Annotated in this window: 15 protein-coding genes; 12 read left to right on the forward strand and 3 right to left on the reverse strand. The window is 70.7% G+C overall.

Going from position 1 to position 17,988, the window contains the following annotated elements; genetic code table 11:
- Positions 1-43: 43 nt before the first annotated feature.
- Both AB3X07_RS19535 and AB3X07_RS19540 read left to right on the forward strand, forming a co-directional pair.
- The gene (locus tag AB3X07_RS19535) at positions 44-1,144 is read left to right on the forward strand and encodes a copper resistance protein B (RefSeq protein ID WP_369944819.1); all 1,101 of its coding nucleotides are present in this window, start codon (positions 44-46) and stop codon (positions 1,142-1,144) included.
- A gap of 335 nt (positions 1,145-1,479) precedes the next feature.
- Positions 1,480-1,644 (forward strand): hypothetical protein, encoded by a 165-nt coding sequence (locus AB3X07_RS19540; protein ID WP_369940463.1) that lies wholly within the window; start codon positions 1,480-1,482, stop codon positions 1,642-1,644.
- Positions 1,645-1,739: 95 nt separating this feature from the next.
- Here the strand turns inward: AB3X07_RS19540 and AB3X07_RS19545 are convergent, their stop codons facing one another.
- A complete protein-coding gene (locus tag AB3X07_RS19545) occupies positions 1,740-2,213 on the reverse strand; it encodes a hypothetical protein (RefSeq protein WP_369940464.1) in 474 nt (157 codons plus the stop codon).
- Positions 2,214-2,532: 319 nt separating this feature from the next.
- Positions 2,533-3,432, reverse strand: coding sequence for a TetR/AcrR family transcriptional regulator (locus tag AB3X07_RS19550; protein ID WP_369940465.1), 900 nt, complete (start codon positions 3,430-3,432; stop codon positions 2,533-2,535).
- Here AB3X07_RS19550 and AB3X07_RS19555 point away from each other — a divergent pair.
- Complete coding sequence (locus AB3X07_RS19555) at positions 3,406-4,491, forward strand: FAD-dependent oxidoreductase (protein ID WP_369940467.1); 1,086 nt, start codon at positions 3,406-3,408, stop codon at positions 4,489-4,491. The genes AB3X07_RS19550 and AB3X07_RS19555 overlap by 27 nt on opposite strands.
- Before the next feature lie 164 nt (positions 4,492-4,655).
- Here AB3X07_RS19555 and glmS read toward each other — a convergent pair whose 3' ends face one another.
- A complete protein-coding gene (gene glmS, locus AB3X07_RS19560) occupies positions 4,656-6,488 on the reverse strand; it encodes a glutamine--fructose-6-phosphate transaminase (isomerizing) (protein WP_369940469.1) in 1,833 nt (610 codons plus the stop codon).
- 290 nt (positions 6,489-6,778) lie between these two features.
- Between glmS and AB3X07_RS19565 the strand changes: the two genes are divergently transcribed.
- From AB3X07_RS19565 to AB3X07_RS19605, 9 genes are all read left to right on the forward strand, one after another.
- Positions 6,779-8,050, forward strand: coding sequence for an efflux RND transporter periplasmic adaptor subunit (locus AB3X07_RS19565; protein ID WP_369940471.1), 1,272 nt, complete (start codon positions 6,779-6,781; stop codon positions 8,048-8,050).
- A 159-nt stretch (positions 8,051-8,209) separates the two neighbouring features.
- Positions 8,210-8,923 (forward strand): ABC transporter ATP-binding protein, encoded by a 714-nt coding sequence (locus tag AB3X07_RS19570; RefSeq protein ID WP_369940474.1) that lies wholly within the window; start codon positions 8,210-8,212, stop codon positions 8,921-8,923.
- A gap of 28 nt (positions 8,924-8,951) precedes the next feature.
- Complete coding sequence (locus AB3X07_RS19575; protein WP_369940476.1) at positions 8,952-10,274, forward strand: ABC transporter permease; 1,323 nt, start codon at positions 8,952-8,954, stop codon at positions 10,272-10,274.
- A gap of 14 nt (positions 10,275-10,288) precedes the next feature.
- Entirely contained in the window at positions 10,289-11,503 is a 1,215-nt protein-coding gene (locus AB3X07_RS19580; RefSeq protein WP_369940478.1) for an ABC transporter permease, read from the forward strand.
- 13 nt (positions 11,504-11,516) lie between these two features.
- The gene (locus tag AB3X07_RS19585; RefSeq protein WP_369940480.1) at positions 11,517-12,815 is read left to right on the forward strand and encodes an ABC transporter permease; all 1,299 of its coding nucleotides are present in this window, start codon (positions 11,517-11,519) and stop codon (positions 12,813-12,815) included.
- Positions 12,816-12,880: 65 nt separating this feature from the next.
- Complete coding sequence (locus AB3X07_RS19590) at positions 12,881-14,107, forward strand: ABC transporter permease (protein ID WP_369940482.1); 1,227 nt, start codon at positions 12,881-12,883, stop codon at positions 14,105-14,107.
- Positions 14,108-14,159: 52 nt separating this feature from the next.
- The gene (locus tag AB3X07_RS19595; RefSeq protein ID WP_369940483.1) at positions 14,160-15,461 is read left to right on the forward strand and encodes an ABC transporter permease; all 1,302 of its coding nucleotides are present in this window, start codon (positions 14,160-14,162) and stop codon (positions 15,459-15,461) included.
- 38 nt (positions 15,462-15,499) lie between these two features.
- The gene (locus tag AB3X07_RS19600) at positions 15,500-16,726 is read left to right on the forward strand and encodes an ABC transporter permease (RefSeq protein WP_369940485.1); all 1,227 of its coding nucleotides are present in this window, start codon (positions 15,500-15,502) and stop codon (positions 16,724-16,726) included.
- A gap of 16 nt (positions 16,727-16,742) precedes the next feature.
- The gene (locus AB3X07_RS19605) at positions 16,743-17,924 is read left to right on the forward strand and encodes an ABC transporter permease (RefSeq protein ID WP_369940486.1); all 1,182 of its coding nucleotides are present in this window, start codon (positions 16,743-16,745) and stop codon (positions 17,922-17,924) included.
- Positions 17,925-17,988 lie beyond the last annotated feature (64 nt).

Genomic DNA, 17,988 nt, shown 5'->3' on the forward strand with positions numbered 1-17,988 from the left:
GCAGGCCCAAGCGGCGCCGAGCGCCGTCGCCGACCACACCGGAATGGTGCATGCGCACGACGCCCAAGCGGAAGGGGTGGCGCACGGCGATGTCCATGCGCGCGCTGTGCGGGGCGACGCCACGCCTGCCGACACGGCATCGACGGCACCGATGGCGCGCGGCAAGGCGTTGCGGCGCGCGGACGTGGGACACGCTGCTCACGCCGTGACGATGCACGCTGACATGCCGCCAGCCGACGCGGATCCTGCCGTTACCCCGGTTGGCGCGGGTCAAGCGGCGGACTCAACGCATTCCGACCACGCCGATCACACGACGCGGGATCGCGCCATGCCGGACCACGGCGGAAGGCAACACCCCGCGACGGCACCGGCAGCGCCGACACAGCCCAGGACCGCCTGCACCTGCGCCGCCGCAGCCACCACGGCGCTGCCGCGCGAGCCGATCCCTCCGATCACCGACGCCGACCGCGCCGCCGCGTTCCCGGTCCTGCGCGAGCACACGATGCAGCACGGTCCATCGCGCGTCGGCTACCTGCTGCTCGATCGTCTCGAGGGCTGGGACGCCGAACGCGGCAACGGCCAGGGCTGGGAAGCCAGCGCCTGGTATGGCGGCGACATCCATCGCCTGTGGTTGCGCAGCGAAGGCGAGCGCAGCGGCGGCCATACCGAGGCGGCGGACCTGGAAGCGCTGTACGGTCGCGCGGTGTCGCCGTGGTGGGATGTGCTGATCGGCGTGCAGCACGCCATCGCCCCGGGCGACGCGCGCACCTCGGCCGCGTTCGGCGTGCAGGGCATGGCGCCGTACAAGTTCGAGGTCGCCGCCACGCTGTACGTCGGCGAGGATGGCGACGCCAGCGCGCGCCTGCAGGGCGAGTACGACGTGCTGCTGACCAATCGCTGGATCCTGCAGCCGCGACTCGAAGCGGACATCGCCTTCGCCGACGACCGTGCGCGCGGCGTCGGCAGCGGCCTGTCCACGCTCGAGGCCGGCTTGCGCCTGCGCTACGAGGTCAGCCGCCGCTTCGCGCCCTATCTGGGCGTGGTCCACGAGCGCGCGTTCGGCGCCACCGCCGACTATCGCCGCGACGCCGCGGAAGCCGCGCGCGACACGCGCGTGGTGGCAGGCGTGCGCGTGTGGTTCTGAGCGCACGTCGCCCCTGTAGGAGCGGCTTCAGCCGCGACAGGCCCGACCGATGGCACCTGTCGTGGCTGAAGCCGCCCCTGCAGCACTTCGCCTGCGTTGCGGGATCAACCGCCGCATGGTCCACGAACGCACGTTCGGCGCCACGGCCAAGCATCGCCGCGACGCGGCGGAAGCGGCACACGACACGCGCGTGGTGACGGGCGCGCGGATGTGGTTCCAGGCGCACGTCGCCCCTGTAGGAGCGGCTTCAGCCGCGACAGGCCCGACCGATGGCACCTGTCGTGGCTGAAGCCGCCCCTGCAGCACTTCGCCTGCGTTGCGGGATCAACCGCCGCATGGTCCACGAACGCACGTTCGGCGCCACGGCCAACCATCGCCGCGACGCGGCGGAAGCGGCACACGACACGCGCGTGGTGACGGGCGCGCGGATGTGGTTCCAGGCGCACGTCGCCCCTGTAGGAGCGGCTTCAGCCGCGACAGGCCTGACCGATGACAGCTAGCGCCTGTCGCGGCTGAGGCCGCTCCTGCAGCGACGCGCGCGATATGTCGGCTCACCGTCGCCGCAGGGCACGAACCGATGCCGGCGCCAAGCTCCTCAGGCGTGCAGCGAACCCTCCATGCCGACCCGCCACCCACGCGGCGGGCGCAGCGCGCCCAGCGTGCGCACCAACTCCTGGTAGCTGCGCGCCAGTTGCGCGAACAAACCGGCGTCGCTGGCGCGGGTTTCGGCGACTTCGTAGTAGGCGCCGCGGCCCAGGTCGATGAAGTAGTCCACGCTGACCCGGCGCCGCGCGGCGACGCCCGGGAACAGGCCGGCGATCAGCAGGCAGCCGTCGCCGACTTCGCGCAGTGCGTCGGCGCGGGCGCGTCCGACCTGCTCCTGCGCATGCAGCCAGGCCAGCGCCTGGGTGCGCGACAGCAGGTGTCCATCGGCCTGGTAGCGCAGCAACACGAACACCAGGTAGCTCTCGCGCGATTCGTCCAGCGGCCGGCCCAGCCGCTGCCCTGCCTCGTGCACCAGCGCCTGCCACAGTTCGGCCGGCGCCCCCTGTCTGAAAGACTCGTACATGCGTCCTCCTGCGTGGTGGGAACCCTCGCCAGGAGCTTATGCATAACCCGGGCCACTGCGTTGGCAGCCGGCCGCCGCGGCTGCCAATCCGGCGTGCGTGCACCGCGAACGCGCCGCGCAACCCCGGCGGAGACGCGGAGGCGATGCGCATCGCCATCACCCGAACCTGCGCGCAGGACATCGGTGCGGCACGCCGCGACGCGCAGCGACGATCCGGTAGCCGCAGGCTCGCGATCACGGTGCGGGCATGGGGCGCCATGCATGTCGCCCGGAACCTGTCCTTTTCACGCGCCGACACCGCGACGCGGCGGCAACCACGCTACTTCTTCCTGGCGGCGACCTTGCGGCCCGAGACAGGGGCCGGCGGCGCCTGGGCGCGCCGTGCCGCCAGACCGTGCAGGATCAGGTCGATGCCGGCCAGGAAATCCATCCGGTCGTCATGCGTGCGCAGTTGGACGGCCATGCCGCGCACGAACGGGTAAGCGTCCGCATCCAGCCGCGACCACGCGTCCGCCACCGCATCCAGGAACTCGGACCTGACGATGCCGCGCACGCGCGCGATCTGGGTGTTGGCCGCGTTCTGCCCGGCAACGCCGAGGATGTAGCTCAACAATGCGGCGACCGCCGCCCACTGCGCGTGCTCCGGCACGCCGAGCGCGCGCACCTGTTGGCCGATGCGCTCGACGACGCGCACGATCGGCAACTCGCCGGGCGCGCGGGTGAGCGCCGAGCCCATCCACGGATGCGCATCGATCGCATCGAACATGCCCAGCGCCAGCGCACGCAACGCCGCCTCCGGCGTGGCGTCGGCGCACGGCGCCTGCAAGGTGCGCGCGACGATGGCGTCGCAGGCGGCGGTCAGCAGATCGCGCTTGTCGGCGACATGCCAGTAGAGCGCGCCGGGCCCGGTGGCGAGCCGTTCGGACAGCGCGCGGAAGGTCAGCCCGCCCTCGCCGCCGCTGTCCAGCAGTGCGATCGACGCGTCCACGATCTGTTCGCGCGAGAGCGATGCCTCGCGCCGCGGGGTACCGCGGTTTGTCTTGGCCATGCCCCATGTTGACACGCATGGAACGACATTCCAATATATTGGAATGACGTTCCATGCCTCCTCGCGTCCATCCCGGCGCCTCCTCGACCAAGGATTCAGATGCACACTCCCATCGCGATCATCGGCGCCGGGCTGGGCGGGCTCATGCTCGCCCGCGTGCTGCACGTGCACGGCATCGCCGCGACGCTCTACGAAGCCGAGGCCTCGGCGGAGGCCCGCCCGCAAGGCGGCCTGCTCGATATCCACACCTACAACGGCCAGCGCGCGCTCCAGGCCGCCGGCCTCTACGACGCGTTCCTCGACCTCGTGCTTCCCGGCGCGGACGCAAAGCGGATCGTCGACAGCCAGGGCGCGATCCTGATCGACCGGCCCGACACGGGCGGCGGCACCCGCCCCGAGGTGGATCGCGGACACCTGCGCCGGCTCCTGCTCGACGCGCTTCCCGCGGACACCATTCGCTGGGGACGCAAGCTGGCCACGGCCACCCCGCTCGCCGGTGGGCGCCACCTGCTGCGCTTCGCCGACGGCGCGGCCGTGACCACCGACCTGCTGGTGGGCGCGGACGGCGCCTGGTCGCGCGTGCGTCCGCTGCTGTCCGCCGCGGTGCCCGTCTACACCGGCACCTCGTTCATCGAGACCTACCTGTTCGACGGCGAGACCCGCCACCCCGCCAGCGCGCGGACGATCGGCGGCGGCACGCTGATGGCAGTCGCGCCGGGCAAGGGCATCCTCGCCCACCGCCATGCCGACGGGACCCTGCAGGGCTACGTGTCGCTGAACCGGCCGGAAGACTGGTTCGCGCGCCTGGACTTCGCCGATCCGGCGACCGCGCTGGCCCGCGTCGCCGCGGAATTCGATGGCTGGGCCCCGGCCTTGACCGCACTCGTCACCGACAGCGACACCGCTCCGGTGCTTCGCCCGATCCATGCGCTGCAGATCGAGCACCGCTGGGAGCGCCGGCCCGGCGTGACGCTACTGGGCGATGCGGCGCACCTGATGTCGCCGTTCGCCGGCGAGGGCGCCAATCTGGCGCTCCACGACGGCGCCGAACTCGGCAAGGCCATCGCCGCCCATCCCGACGCGCTCGACGCCGCGCTCGACGCCTACGAAAGCGCGCTGTTCCCGCGCAGCGCGGCCTTCGCCGAAGAGTCGGCGCAGAACCTGGCGATGTTCTTCGACGCCGACGCGCCACGGGGCCTGGTCGCGTTCTTCGACAGCGTGACCAGGTAACCGCAGCGGCTACGCAGAAGCGGTCGTGCCGCCTCGCGCCGGCGCGACGGCATCGGCCAACGGCTGCGGACGTCTCACACCAGCGCTGCGTCAGCGCAATCCATGCGCGGCGCGTGCCAGCCTGCCAAGGCGCGCAGGCCGGCCCGGGCGACGCACACCGGCAATTATTCCACCGTCACCGACTTGGCCAGGTTGCGCGGCTTGTCCACGTCGGTGCCGCGCGCCAGCGCGGTGTGGTAGGCCAGCAACTGCACCGGGATGGTGTGCACCACCGGGCTCAGCAGGCCGGCGTTGCGCGGGGTGCGGATCACGTGCACGCCTTCGGATTCGCTGAAGTTGCTGTCCTGGTCGGCGAACACGAACAGTTCGCCGCCGCGCGCGCGCACTTCCTGCATATTAGACTTCACCTTCTCCAGCAGCGCGTCGTTGGGCGCGATCACCACCACCGGCATGTTCGCGTCGACCAGCGCCAGCGGGCCATGCTTGAGTTCGCCTGCCGGGTAGCCCTCGGCGTGGATGTAGGTGATCTCCTTGAGCTTGAGCGCGCCTTCCAGCGCGATCGGGTAATGCAGGCCGCGGCCCAGGAACAGCGCGTTGTGCTTGTCGGCGAAGCGCTCGGCCCACACCGCGATCTGCGGCTCCAGGTTCAATGCGTGCTGCACGCTGCCCGGCAGGAAGCGCAGTTGCTCCAGGCACTCGGCCTCCTGCTCGGCGCTCAGCCGGCCGCGCAGCTTGGCCAGCACGCAGCTCAGCTGGAACAGCGCCGCCAGCTGCGTGGTGAAGGCCTTGGTCGAGGCCACGCCGATCTCGGCGCCGGCGCGGGTGTACAGCACCAACGCACTGGCACGCGGAATCGCGCTCTCGGGCACGTTGCAGATCGACAGGGTCTTGGCGTGGCCCAGCGACTTGGCGTATTTCAGCGCCTCCATCGTGTCCAGGGTTTCGCCGGACTGGGAAATGGTGACGATCAGTTGCCGCGGGTTCGCGTAGGCGGCGCGGTAGCGGTATTCGCTGGCGATCTCCACGCTGCACGGCAGGCCGGCGATCGACTCGACCCAGTAGCGCGCGGTCAACCCGGCGTAGTAACTGGTGCCGCAGGCGATGATCTGCACGCCCTCGACGTCGGCCAGCAACGCATCGGCCTTGCCGCCGAACAGCGCGGTATCGAAGCCGCCGGCGTCGAACAGCGCCTCCAGCGTGTCGGCCAGCGCGCGCGGCTGCTCGTGGATCTCCTTCTGCATGAAGTGGCGGTACGGGCCCAGTTCCAGCGAAGCCAGCGACACTTCGGACATGTGCACGTCGCGCTGCACCGGCCGGTCCTCGGCGTCGTAGACCTGCACCGCGGTGCGGCTCAGTTCAGCGGTGTCGCCCTCCTCCAGGAACATCACCCGGCGCGTGGCCTGGATCACCGCCGACACGTCGGAGGCGATGAAGTTCTCGCCCTCGCCCAGGCCGATCAGCAGCGGGCAGCCCATGCGCGCGCACACCAGCACGTCCGGGCGCGACAGGCTGACCGCGGCCAGCGCATAGGCGCCGGTCAGTTCCTTCACCGCGGCCTGCAGCGCCGCCAGCAGGCTCAGGCCCTGCGCCGCGTGGTGGTGGATCAGGTGGGCGATGACCTCGGTGTCGGTCTGCGACTCGAACACGTAGCCCAGCGCGCGCAGGCGCTCGCGCTGCTGTTCGTGGTTCTCGATGATGCCGTTGTGCACCAGCGCCAGGTCGCCGTGGCTGATGTGCGGATGCGCGTTGGCCTCGGTGACGCCGCCATGGGTGGCCCAGCGGGTGTGGCCGATGCCCAGCAGGGCGTGGACGTCCTCGGCCAGCGCGGCGCTCTCCATCTCCGCCACGCGCCCGGTGCGGCGCACCCGGCGCACGCCGTCGGCGGCGACCACGGCGATGCCGGAGGAGTCGTAGCCGCGATATTCCAGACGCTTCAGGCCCTCGATCAGGACCGGCACCACGTCCCGTTCCGCTATCGCCCCCACGATCCCGCACATAGCCGCATACCCTGCATCGAAAGATCGCCATTCTAGCTTTGTCCGCTGAATGTCCCATGCGGCCCGCCGGCGCGACTCGACCAGGCCATGGCGTGGTCGCGGCCGGCGCTGGCGCGCCGCGCGCGCGGCGTCCGTCCCCGCCGGCGGACGCGGACAGGGTGTCCGCGAACGTGTCCGCGGACACGCGGACAGCCGTCCGCCGCAAAAATAATTCAACCCTTTCAATCGCTTGCGATTGGCACGCGGCGTGCTTTGGAAACGTTCATCCTTCCACTGCGCGACCCGACCCGATGATCCGCGACACTTCCGCCCAGGACCAGGTTCTCGCCCGCCCCCGCTCCGCCGCCGTCTGGCGCCGCTGGTTGTGGCCGGGGCTGATCGGCCTGGCGGTGCTGGTCGGCATCGTCTTCGCCGCGCGCGGCTGGATCGCCGGCAGCCGCTCGTTCGACGCGCAGCGCGTGCGCATCGCCACGGTGACCCGCGGCGATCTGGTCCGCGACATCTCCGCGGACGGCCGCCTGATCGCCGCCAACAGCCCCACCCTGTACGCCATCTCCGGTGGCACCGTGACCCTGAAGGTGGTGGCCGGCGACGTGGTCAAGCAGGGCCAGGAACTCGCCGAGATCGACAGCCCGGAACTGCGCAGCAAGCTGGCCCAGGAAGAGGCCACCCTGGCCGGCCTGGAAGCCGAGGCCGGCCGCGCCGACCTGGATGCGGTGCTGGCGCGCGCCAATGCCAGCAAGCTGGTCGACCAGGCGCAGATCGAGCGGCAGGCCGCCAGCCGCGACCTGGAGCGCTACCAGCGCGGCTTCGACGGTGGCGCGGTGCCGCAGGTGGAACTGGCCAAGGCGCAGGACGCGCTGAAGAAGGCCGACATCGCGATGAGCCACGCGCAGAAGGACTCCGGCCTGCAGAGCCAGGGCGCGGGCCTGGATGCGCGCAACAAGCGCCTGCTCGCCGAACGCCAGCGCGCGGTGGTCGCCGAGGTGCGGCGCCAGGTGGATCTGCTGACCCTGCGTTCGCCGTTCGACGGCCAGGTCGGCCAGGTGCAGGTGTCGCAACACACCAATGTCGCCGCCAACGCGCCGGTGCTGAGCGTGGTCGATCTGTCCAAGTTCGAACTGGAGATCAAGGTGCCGGAGAGCTTCGCCCGCGACCTGGCGATCGGCATGCCGGCGCAGTTGACCAGCGGCGCCGGCGAACCGTTCGCCGGCGCGATCTCGGCGGTGTCGCCGGAAGTGGTCAACGGCGAGGTCAATGCGCGCATCCGCTTCACCGACAAGCAGCCGCCGGGCCTGCGCCAGAGCCAGCGCATGAGCGCGCGGGTGCTGCTGGACACCCGCAGGAACGTGCTCAAGGTCGAGCGCGGCCCGTTCGTCGAGCAGTCCGGCGGCCGCTACGCCTACGTGATGGACGGCAGTTCGGCGATCCGCCGTCCGGTCGAGCTGGGCGTCACCAGCCTGGGCGAAGTCGAGGTGCGCTCGGGCCTGCAGCCCGGCGATCGCGTCGTCGTCTCCGGCAGCGACCTGTTCGGCGATGCGCCGCAGGTGACGGTGCATTGAAAGCTGGGATTGGGGAATCGGGAATGGGGAATTGGAAAAGCCAAGGCCGTTGCTGCTTCAGCCTCTCCCTTTCGATTGTCGTGCCGAGTTCCGATCCTTCGTCGTAACCATCGCAGCGGTTCGTCGGCTGCAACCAACCACCACTCCAAGGACTACGTCATGCTGGAAATGCGCTCCGTCTCCAAGGTCTTCCGCACCGAACAGGTCGAGACGCACGCGTTGCGCTCGCTGGACCTGCATGTCCGCGAGGGCGAGTTCGTCGCCGTCACCGGGCCGTCGGGTTCGGGCAAGACCACCTTCCTCAACATCGCCGGGCTGCTGGAGACCTTCACCAGCGGCCAGTACGTGCTCGATGGCCAGGACGTCAGCAACCTCAACGACGATGCGCGCTCGCGCATGCGCAACCAGAAGATCGGATTCATCTTCCAGGGCTTCAACCTGATCCCCGACCTCAACCTGTTCGACAACGTCGACGTGCCGCTGCGCTACCGCGGCATGGCCGCGGCCGAGCGCAAGCAGCGCATCGAGGAGGCGCTGGGCCGGGTCGGGCTGGGTTCGCGCATGAAGCACTACCCCTCCGAACTGTCCGGCGGCCAGCAGCAGCGCGCGGCGATCGCGCGCGCCCTGGCCGGCAGCCCGCGCCTGCTGCTGGCCGACGAACCGACCGGCAACCTCGACTCGCAGATGGCGCGCGGGGTGATGGAACTGCTGGAGGAGATCAACGCGCAGGGCTCGACCATCGTCATGGTCACCCACGATCCGGAACTGGCCGCGCGCGCGCAGCGCAACGTGCACATCGTCGACGGCCAGGCCACCGACCTGCAGCGCGAGCCGGTGCTGGCGCGCGGCGGCGACGCGACGGCGCGTCCCTGACCGGCCCGGCGGAAGGCGAGAACGAGGCATGTTCGGCTATCACCTGCAGCTGGCGCTGCGCAGCCTGCGCCGCAGTCCGGTGCTCACCGCGCTGATGGTGCTGTCCATCGCCGTGGGCATCGGCGCGGCGATGACCACGCTGACGGTGATGCGGCTGCTGTCCGGCGATCCGCTGCCCGGGCACAGCCAGCGGATCTTCTACCCGCAGCTCGATCCGCGCCCCGCCGGCGACGTCGGCGCGCAGCCGTACGACAAACTCGACTACCGCAGCGCGATGGACCTGTGGCAAAGCGCGCGCGCCGATCGCCAGGCGATCGTCGCCGAGAGCCAGATCAAGCTGCGCGCGCCCGAGCGCGGCGGCCCGGCGTTCATGGCGCAACTGCTGTCCACGCAGGCCGACTTCTTTCCGATGTTCCAGGTGCCCTTCGCGTACGGCAGCGGCTGGCGCGCGCAGGACGACCGCGACCGCGCGCGGGTGGTGGTGATCTCCTCCGATCTCAACAACGCCCTGTTCGCGGGCCGCAACAGCGTCGGCCGCAGCCTGCTGGTGCGCGGCAACGCGGTGCGCATCGTCGGCGTGCTGGCGCCGTGGCGGCCATCGCCGCAGTTCTACACGCTGGCCGGCGGCAGCTTCGCCCATGGCGATACCGGCAGTTTCTACGGCAAGCCGCAGGACGTGTTCGCGCCGCTGTCCACCAGCCTGGAACTCAACGACGGCCACATCCAGCCGTGGACCTGCTACGGCGATCCACCGCGGCCGCTCGACCTGCGCAGCGCGCCGTGCGTGTGGGTGCAGCTGTGGGTGCAGTTGGACACGCCGGCCAAGGTCGCCGACTACCGGCGCCTGCTGGCCGACTACGCCGCGCAGCAGCGCGCGGCCGGGCGCATCGGCCGCAGCGACACGGCGCGGCTGCTGTCGCTGCCGCAATGGCTGGACCACAACCGGGTCGTGCCCGGCGACGTGCGCCTGCAGAGCTGGCTGGCACTGGCGTTCCTGGGCCTGTGCCTGTTCAACAGCGTCGGCCTGCTGCTGGCCAAGTTCCTGCGCCGCGGCGGCGAGATCGGCGTGCGCCGTGCGCTCGGCGCAGCACGCGGCGCGATCTTCGCCCAGTGCCTGACCGAAGCCAGCGTGATCGGCCTGCTCGGCGGCGTGGGCGGATGGCTGCTGACCCTGCTCGGCCTGTGGAGCGTGCGCCAGCAACCGACCGCCTACGCCGATCTGGCGCATCTGGATCTGCCCGCATTCGCCGGCACCTTCGCGCTCGCCATCGGCTGCGCCCTCGCCGCCGGACTGTTCCCGGCCCTGCGCGCCAGCCGGATCGCCCCGGCGCTGCAACTCAAGAGCCTGTGACCGGGACCCCCACGATGCACATCCGCCCCATCCTGCGCGCCCTGTCGCGCCACCGCATCGCTGCCAGCCTGATCGCGCTGGAAGTGGCATTGGCCTGCGCGGTGCTGTGCAACGCGTTCTTCCTGATCGGCAACCGGCTGCAACTGGTGCAGTTGGACAGCGGCATCGACGAAGCCGCGCTGGGGCTGGTGTCGCTGTCCGGCTGCGATGGTTGCAGCGACGCCGATCTCAACGCGCGCGTGCTCGATGCGCTGCGCCGCATTCCCGGGGTCCGCGCGGCCGGGACCATCAACACGGTGCCGTTCGCGCCGGCGGCCGGCAACAGCGGCGTGTGCCTGGACCAGGCCTGCACCCAGGTCGGTGGCGTGCCGCACTTCTACACCGCCAGCGCGGGCGCCATCGCCGCGCTGGGCCTCAAGCCCGACAGCGGCCGCGCGTTCGGCGCCGGCGACTACCAGGCATTCGAGCATTTCGCGCCGGCCACCGCCGACGTGTGGATCACCCGCGCCCTGGCCGAGCACCTGTGGCCGGGCCAGGACCCGCTGGGGCGCGACCTGTGGGCCGGCGGCCACTATCGCGTGGTCGGCATCCTGCGCCACCTGGCGCGGCCCGATCCCGGCCGCAGCGAGGACGGCGCGATCGGCGGCGACTGGTCGGTGCTCATCCCGGTACGCGAGGCCTCGCAATCCGGCACCTACGTGCTGCGCGCCGATCCGCGCGAACTGCCGCGCGTGGTCGCGCAGGCGCGCAGCGCCGTGGCCCGCGCGGCGCCCGATGCGGTGCTGGATGGCGAATACAGCAAGCCGCTGGACGAACTGCGCCAGCGCTATTTCCAGAGCGACCGGGCGATGGCCAAGCTGCTGCTGGCGGTCATCGCCGCGATGCTGTTGGTCACCGCGCTGGGCATCGTCGGGCTGGCCAGCTTCTGGGTGCAGCAACGCACCCGGCAGATCGGCGTGCGCCGCGCATTGGGCGCCACCCGCCGCGACATCCTGCGCCACTTCCAGACCGAGAACCTGCTCATCGTCGGCGCCGGCGTGGCGCTGGGCATGCTCCTGGCCTACGCCGGCAACGTCGTGCTGATGCGTTTCTTCGAACTGGAACGGCTGCCGGCAGCCTACCTGCCGGTCGGCGCGGCCTTGCTGTGCGCGCTCGGCCAACTCGCCGTCCTCGGCCCGGCGCTGCGCGCCGCCGCCGTCCCTCCCGCTACCGCCACCCGCAGCGCCTGAACCCGGAGCTCCTATGTTCGGCTATTACGTCCGCCTCGCCTTGCGCAGCTTCCGCCGCAACAAGGTCCTCACCGCCCTCATGGTGCTGGCCATCGCCCTGGGCATCGGCGCCAGCATGACCACGCTGACCGTGTTCTACGTGCTTTCCGGCGATCCGATCCCACAGAAGAGCGACACGTTGTTCTACGTGCAGGTCGATGCCGATTCCAAGGCCGGCTTCCAGCCCGGCGACGAGCCCGACTTCCAGATCCGGCGCTTCGACGCCGAGACGCTGCTGCGCGAGAAGCGGGCCAAGCGGCAGGCGATGATGACCGGCGGATCGGTGGCGGTCGAACCGAGCAGGAGCGGACTGAAGCCGTTCAAGTCCGAAGCGCGCTTCACCTCGGCGGACTTTTTTCCCATGTTCGATACGCCGTTCCTCTACGGCCACGGCTGGAGCGGCACCGAAGACGAACGCCACCAGCGCGTGGCGGTCATCAGCAAGAAGCTCAACGAAAAGCTCTACGACGGCGCCAACAGCGTCGGCCGCGAACTGCGCATCGACCAGAACACCTTCCGCATCGTCGGCGTGCTGGATACCTGGGAACCCAACCCGCGCTTCTACGACATCACCAACACCTACGGCGCGAACGAACAGCTGTACGTGCCGTTCGCGGTGGCGATGGACCTGAAGATGGACCGCAACGGCAGCATGAACTGCTCCGGCGAGAACGACGGCGACCCGACCGCGCTCAATGCGCCCTGCACCTGGATCCAGTACTGGACCGAACTGGAGAACGCGACCCAGGTCGCCGACTACAAGGCCTACCTGGAGAACTATTCCAACCAGCAACGCGCCGCCGGCCGCTTCCAGCGCCCGAACAACGTGCGCCTGCGCAACGTGATGCAGTGGCTGGACCACAACGAAGTGGTGCCGGGCGACGTGCGCCTGCAACTGTGGCTGGCGATGGGTTTCCTGCTGGTGTGCCTGCTCAACACCGTCGGCCTGCTGTTGGCCAAGTTCCTGCGCCGCAGCGGCGAGATCGGCGTGCGCCGCGCCCTGGGCGCGTCGCGCCGCGCGATCTTCGCGCAATGCCTGGTGGAGGCCGGCACCATCGGCCTGGCCGGCGGCATCGGCGGACTCGGCCTGTCCCTGCTCGGCCTGTGGGCGGTGCGCCAGCAGCCCACCGGCTACGCCAAGCTGGCCCACCTGGATCCCACGATGCTGGCGATGACCTTCGCCCTGGCCCTGGTCGCCAGCCTGCTGGCCGGCCTGCTGCCGGCCTGGCGCGCGATCCAGGTCGCACCGGCGCTGCAGCTCAAATCGTCCTGACTCCCACGCGCGGCCGTCACCCGCCGCGCAGACCGCCATCCAAGGTCCCCTACAAGGTTATCGCCATGGACATCCGCCCCATCCTCTCCACCCTGCGCCGCCACAAGACCGCGGCCGCGCTGATCGTGCTCGAGATCGCGCTGGCCTGCGCGATCGTGTGCAACGCCCTGTTCCTGATCGGCAACCGCATCGAGACCCTGCAGCGGCCCAGCGGCATCGCCGAGTCGGAACTGGTGACGATCTCGCTGGGCGGCATCGGCCAGCAGGTCAACGCCGCCGCGCGCACCCGCGAGGACCTGGCCGCGTTGCGCGCGGTGCCCGGCGTGCGCGCCGCGACCTTGCTCAACCAGGTGCCGTTCGTGAGCTACTCCTGGAACACCGGCCTGGCGCTGACCCCCGACCAGGAGCGTTCGACGCTCAACGCCGCGCAATACATGGCCGAGGAAGGGTCGCTACGCACCCTGGGCCTGCGCCTGATCGCCGGGCGCGACTTCGCCCCCGACGAGTACATCGACTTCGAGGCCGCGATGACCGACAAGACGGTGCACGACAAGGGCACCGCGGTGATCCTCAACCGCGCCACGGCGGAAAAGATGTTCCCCGGGCAGAACGCCCTCGGCAAGACCGTCTATACCGGGCCGATCGCATTGCGCGTGGTCGGCATCGTCGACACGCTGGCGCGTCCCAACATGGCCGGCGGCCTGGCCCAGATCGACTACGCGATGCTGATGCCGCTGCGCCTGAACTACACCGACGGCCTGTACGTGCTGCGCGTCACCGACCCGGCGCGGCGCCAGGAAGTGCTCGCCGCGGCGACCGCGGCGCTGATGAAGGTCGACAGCAGCCGCCTGGTGCTCAAGCAGCAGACCTACGACGAGATCCGCGAGGCCTACTTCCAGGGCGACCGCGCGATGGTGTGGCTGCTGGGCGCGGTGTGCGTGGCGCTGCTGATCGTCACCGCACTGGGCATCGTCGGCCTGGCCAGCTTCTGGGTGCAGCAGCGCACCAAGCAGATCGGCATCCGCCGCGCGCTCGGCGCCACCCGCGGGCAGATCCTGCGCTACTTCCAGACCGAGAACTTCCTGCTGGCCAGCACCGGCATCGTGCTCGGCATGCTGCTGGCCTACGCGATCAACCAATGGCTGATGGGCAGGTACGAACTGCCGCGGCTGCCGCTGTACTACCTGCCGTTCGGCGCGGCGACGCTGTGGCTGCTCGGCCAGCTCGCGGTGTTCGCCCCGGCGCGGCGCGCCGCGGCGGTGCCGCCGGCGGTGGCCACGCGCAGCGCCTGACCGGTCCCCTTGGCCGGCGTCGCCGCCGGCCTTTTTTCTTCAGGACATCCCGATGTTCGGCTACTACTGCAAACTGGCGCTGCACAGCTTTCGCCGCAACCGGCTGCTGACCGCGCTGATGGTGCTGGCCATCGCCGTGGGCATCGGCGCATCGATGACGACGTTGACCGTGTTCCATGTGCTGGCCGCGGATCCGATTCCGGGCAAGAGCGCGCAGCTGTTCTATGTGGAGATGAACGTCTATCCGGACGAAAAGTACGAACCGGGCGCAACCGAACCGTTGCAGCTGACCAGACGCGACGCCGAAGCGCTGTTGCGCGACAAGCGCGGCGATCGCCAGGCGATGATGTCCGCCGGCGGCGTCAGCGTGGTGCCGGCAGACCCGCAGCAGACCCCGTTCTCGCTGGAAGCGCGCTACACCAGCGCCGATTTCTTTCCGATGTTCGGCGTGCCGATGCGGTACGGGCATGCCTGGACCGCCGAGGACGACGGCCGGCGCGCGCGGGTCGCGGTGATCTCGCGGCGCCTGAACGAAAAGCTGTTCGGCGACGTCGACAGCGTCGGCAAGGACCTGCAGATCGGCGACGCGGTGCTGCGCATCGTCGGCGTGGTCGACGACTGGAGCATGAATCCGCGCTTCTACGACATGACCAACGAAACCTATGCCGACAGCGAGGACGTCTTCATTCCCTTCTCCACCTCGCGCGACCTGGAGCTCGGCACCAGAGGCACCATGGATTGCTGGAGCGACAGTCCCGATGGCCCCACCGGCGAGAACGCTCCTTGCGTGTGGATCCAGTACTGGGTGGAACTGGCCGATGCGGCCAAGCATGCCGATTACCGCGCCTATCTCGAACGCTACGCCCGCCAGCAGCACGATGCCGGGCGCCTCAGCCATCCGGCCGACAACCGGCTGAGCGACGTGATGACGTGGCTGGACAGGAATCACGCCGTGCCTGCAGACGTGCGCCTGCAACTGTGGCTGGCACTCGTGTTCCTGGGCATCTGCCTGCTCAACACCGTCGGCCTGATGCTGGCCAAGTTCATGCGCCACAGCGGCGAGACCGGCGTGCGCCGCGCGCTGGGCGCATCGCGTCGCGCGATCTTCGCCCAGCATCTGGTCGAGGCCGGGATGATCGGCGCGGCCGGGGGCGCGGCCGGCCTGCTGTTGGCCTGGATCGGCCTGTGGCTGGTGCGTCGCCAGCCGGCCGACTACGCCGGGCTGGCGCATATGGACGGCAGCATGCTGCTGGGCACGCTCGTGCTGGCCCTGGCCAGCAGCCTGCTGGCCGGCGCGCTGCCGGCGTGGCAGGCCATGCGCGTCCCCACCGCGCTGCAACTCAAGTCGCAATGACGCGACCGCGCATCCTCCTTCCCGCCAGGAACGCTCCCGTGGACATCCGCCCCATCCTCTCCAGCCTGCGCAAGCACAAGATCGCCGCCGTGCTCATCGTGCTGGAGATCGCCTTCAGCTGCGCGGTGGTGTGCAACGCCCTGTTCCTGATCCACCTGCGCCTGGAACGCGTGCAGCGTCCCAGCGGCGCGGCCGAGCAGCAGATCGTGCAAGTGCGTATCCGCAGCGTGACCAAGAACGGCGACAGCGCCGCACTGACCCGCGCGGACCTGGACGCCTTGCGCGCGATCCCCGGCGTGAGCAAGGCCAGCGTCGTCAACCAGCCGCCGTTCGGCAGCACGGTCACCTACAGCGGCATCTCGCTCAACGCCGAGCAGCAGCGCAGCACCATGCGCGCGACCAACTACATGGGCGATGCGCAGTTGCTGGACACGCTGGGGCTGACCCTGGTCGCCGGGCGCCGCTTCCACCCCGACGAGTTCCTCGACTACGCGCGGCTGCAGGATCCCAACGACACCGGGACGGTGCCGTCGGTGATCCTGAGTCAGTCGTTGGCGCAACGCCTGTTCCCCGACGGCACCGCGCTGGGCCGCACCATCCGGGTGTTCGGCGAGCACCGCATCGTGGGTATCGTGCAGCGCCTGGTGCAGCCGCGCGACTTCGGGACGCCGGCCGACTACCAGGACGCGATGCTGCTCCCGGTCAACATGCCCTACACCAACGGCACCTACCTGCTGCGGGTGCGCGATCCGGCGCAGCGCGAGGCGGTGCTGCGGCAGGCGCGCAGCGTGCTGCTGGCACACGGCCCCAGGCGCATGATCCAGGAAAACGGCACGATGACCTTGCAGCAGGCGCGCGCGAACTACTACCGCAACGACCGCGCGATGGCCTGGTTGCTGGTCGGGGTGTGCGCGATGCTGCTGCTGGTCACCGCGCTGGGTATCGTCGGCCTGGCCAGCTTCTGGGTGCAGCAGCGCACCAAGCAGATCGGCGTGCGCCGTGCGCTGGGCGCCACCCGTGGGCAGATCCTGCGCTACTTCCAGTTGGAGAACTTCCTGCTCGCCAGCGCCGGGATCGGCCTAGGCATGCTGCTGGCCTATGCCGCCAACCTGTACCTGATGAGCGCCTACGAACTGCAGCGCCTGCCGCTGTGGTACCTGCCGGTCGGCGCGGTGACGCTGTGGCTGCTCGGCCAGCTCGCGGTGCTCGGCCCGGCGCGGCGCGCCGCCGGCGTGGCGCCGGCCGTCGCCACGCGCAGCGCGTGAGCGGCGGCGCACGCGCATGGACCGCATGCTGATCTCGCTGCGCCAGCACAGACTGCTGGCCACGCTGATCGTGCTGCAGATGGCGATCGGCTATCCGCTGCTGCTGGGCCTGATCGCGCTCGCCAGCCAGGCGCATGCGCAGCTGCACCTCGCCAGCGGCATCGACGACGACACGCACCTGCTGACCCTGCGCCTGGACGGCCGCGTCTCCGCCGCGGCCGCGCGGCGCGAGGCCGCGGCGTTGCGCGCCGTGCCCGGCGTGCTGCACGTCGCGGCGGTCAACCAGTTGCCGTTCGGGCCCGAGCGCTGGGACGCCCTGCTCGGGCCGCGCGCCGACGGCAGCGGCGGACAGTTCCGCGCCGCCGTCTACCTCGGCGATCCCGGCCTGGTGCCGGCGCTGGGCCTGCGCCTGCAGCGCGGCCGCGATTTCGCCAGCGACGAGTATCGCGATTTCGTCGCGCCCAGCGCGCTGGACCTGGCGCAGCGGGTGATCCTGACCCGCTCGCTGGCGGCGCGGATGTTCCCCGATCGCGACGCGCTGGGACAGGCGGTGTATCTGGGCGACAGGCCGCCGGCGCGCGTGGTCGGCGTCGTCGAGCGGTTGCGCGCGCCCGGCGACGGCGACAACGACGACAGCGCGATCCTGGCGCTGCGCTCGCCCGATCCCGGCAACCCGCTGTACGTGCTGCGGATCGCGCCCGGCGATCCGGCGCGGGTGCGCGCGCGGCTGGCGGCGGACGCGGCGCGAATCGTGCCGGGGCGGCTGCTCGAAGTGGACAGCGCCGGCGCGCTGCGCCAGCAGCATCAGCGCCTGCAGCGGCATCGGCTGCGGCTGTGGGCGGCGGGCGCGGCGCTGTGGCTGTTCGGCACCGGCGGCATGGTCTACGCGCTCAGCGAGGCGATGGTGCGCCAGCGCGACCGGCAGATCGCATTGCGGCGTGCGCTGGGCGCGCGCGCGGCGCAGATCCAGCGCCAGCTGCGCCGCGAAAACCTGCTGCTGAGCGGCCTGGGCATCGCCCTCGGCGCGACCATCGCGGCACTGCTGCGCCGCGTCCTGTTCGATGCGTCGTTGCTGTCGCCGCCGGCGCCGGCACCGCTGCTGGTCGCGCTGCTGTTGCTCGCCACCGGCTGGCTGGCGATGCGCGGCCCGGCGCGGCGCGCGGCGCGGTTGTCACCCGCCGCGTATCCGGCGCCATGAGCGCGTCCGCCGCCGCGCGCCCCCCGGCCTCGCAACGGCCCGCGCCGCGCACACGACAAGCCGC

The organism is Xanthomonas sp. DAR 35659, assembly GCF_041242975.1.
In the GTDB taxonomy this organism is placed as follows: Bacteria; Pseudomonadota; Gammaproteobacteria; order Xanthomonadales; family Xanthomonadaceae; genus Xanthomonas_A; species Xanthomonas_A medicagonis.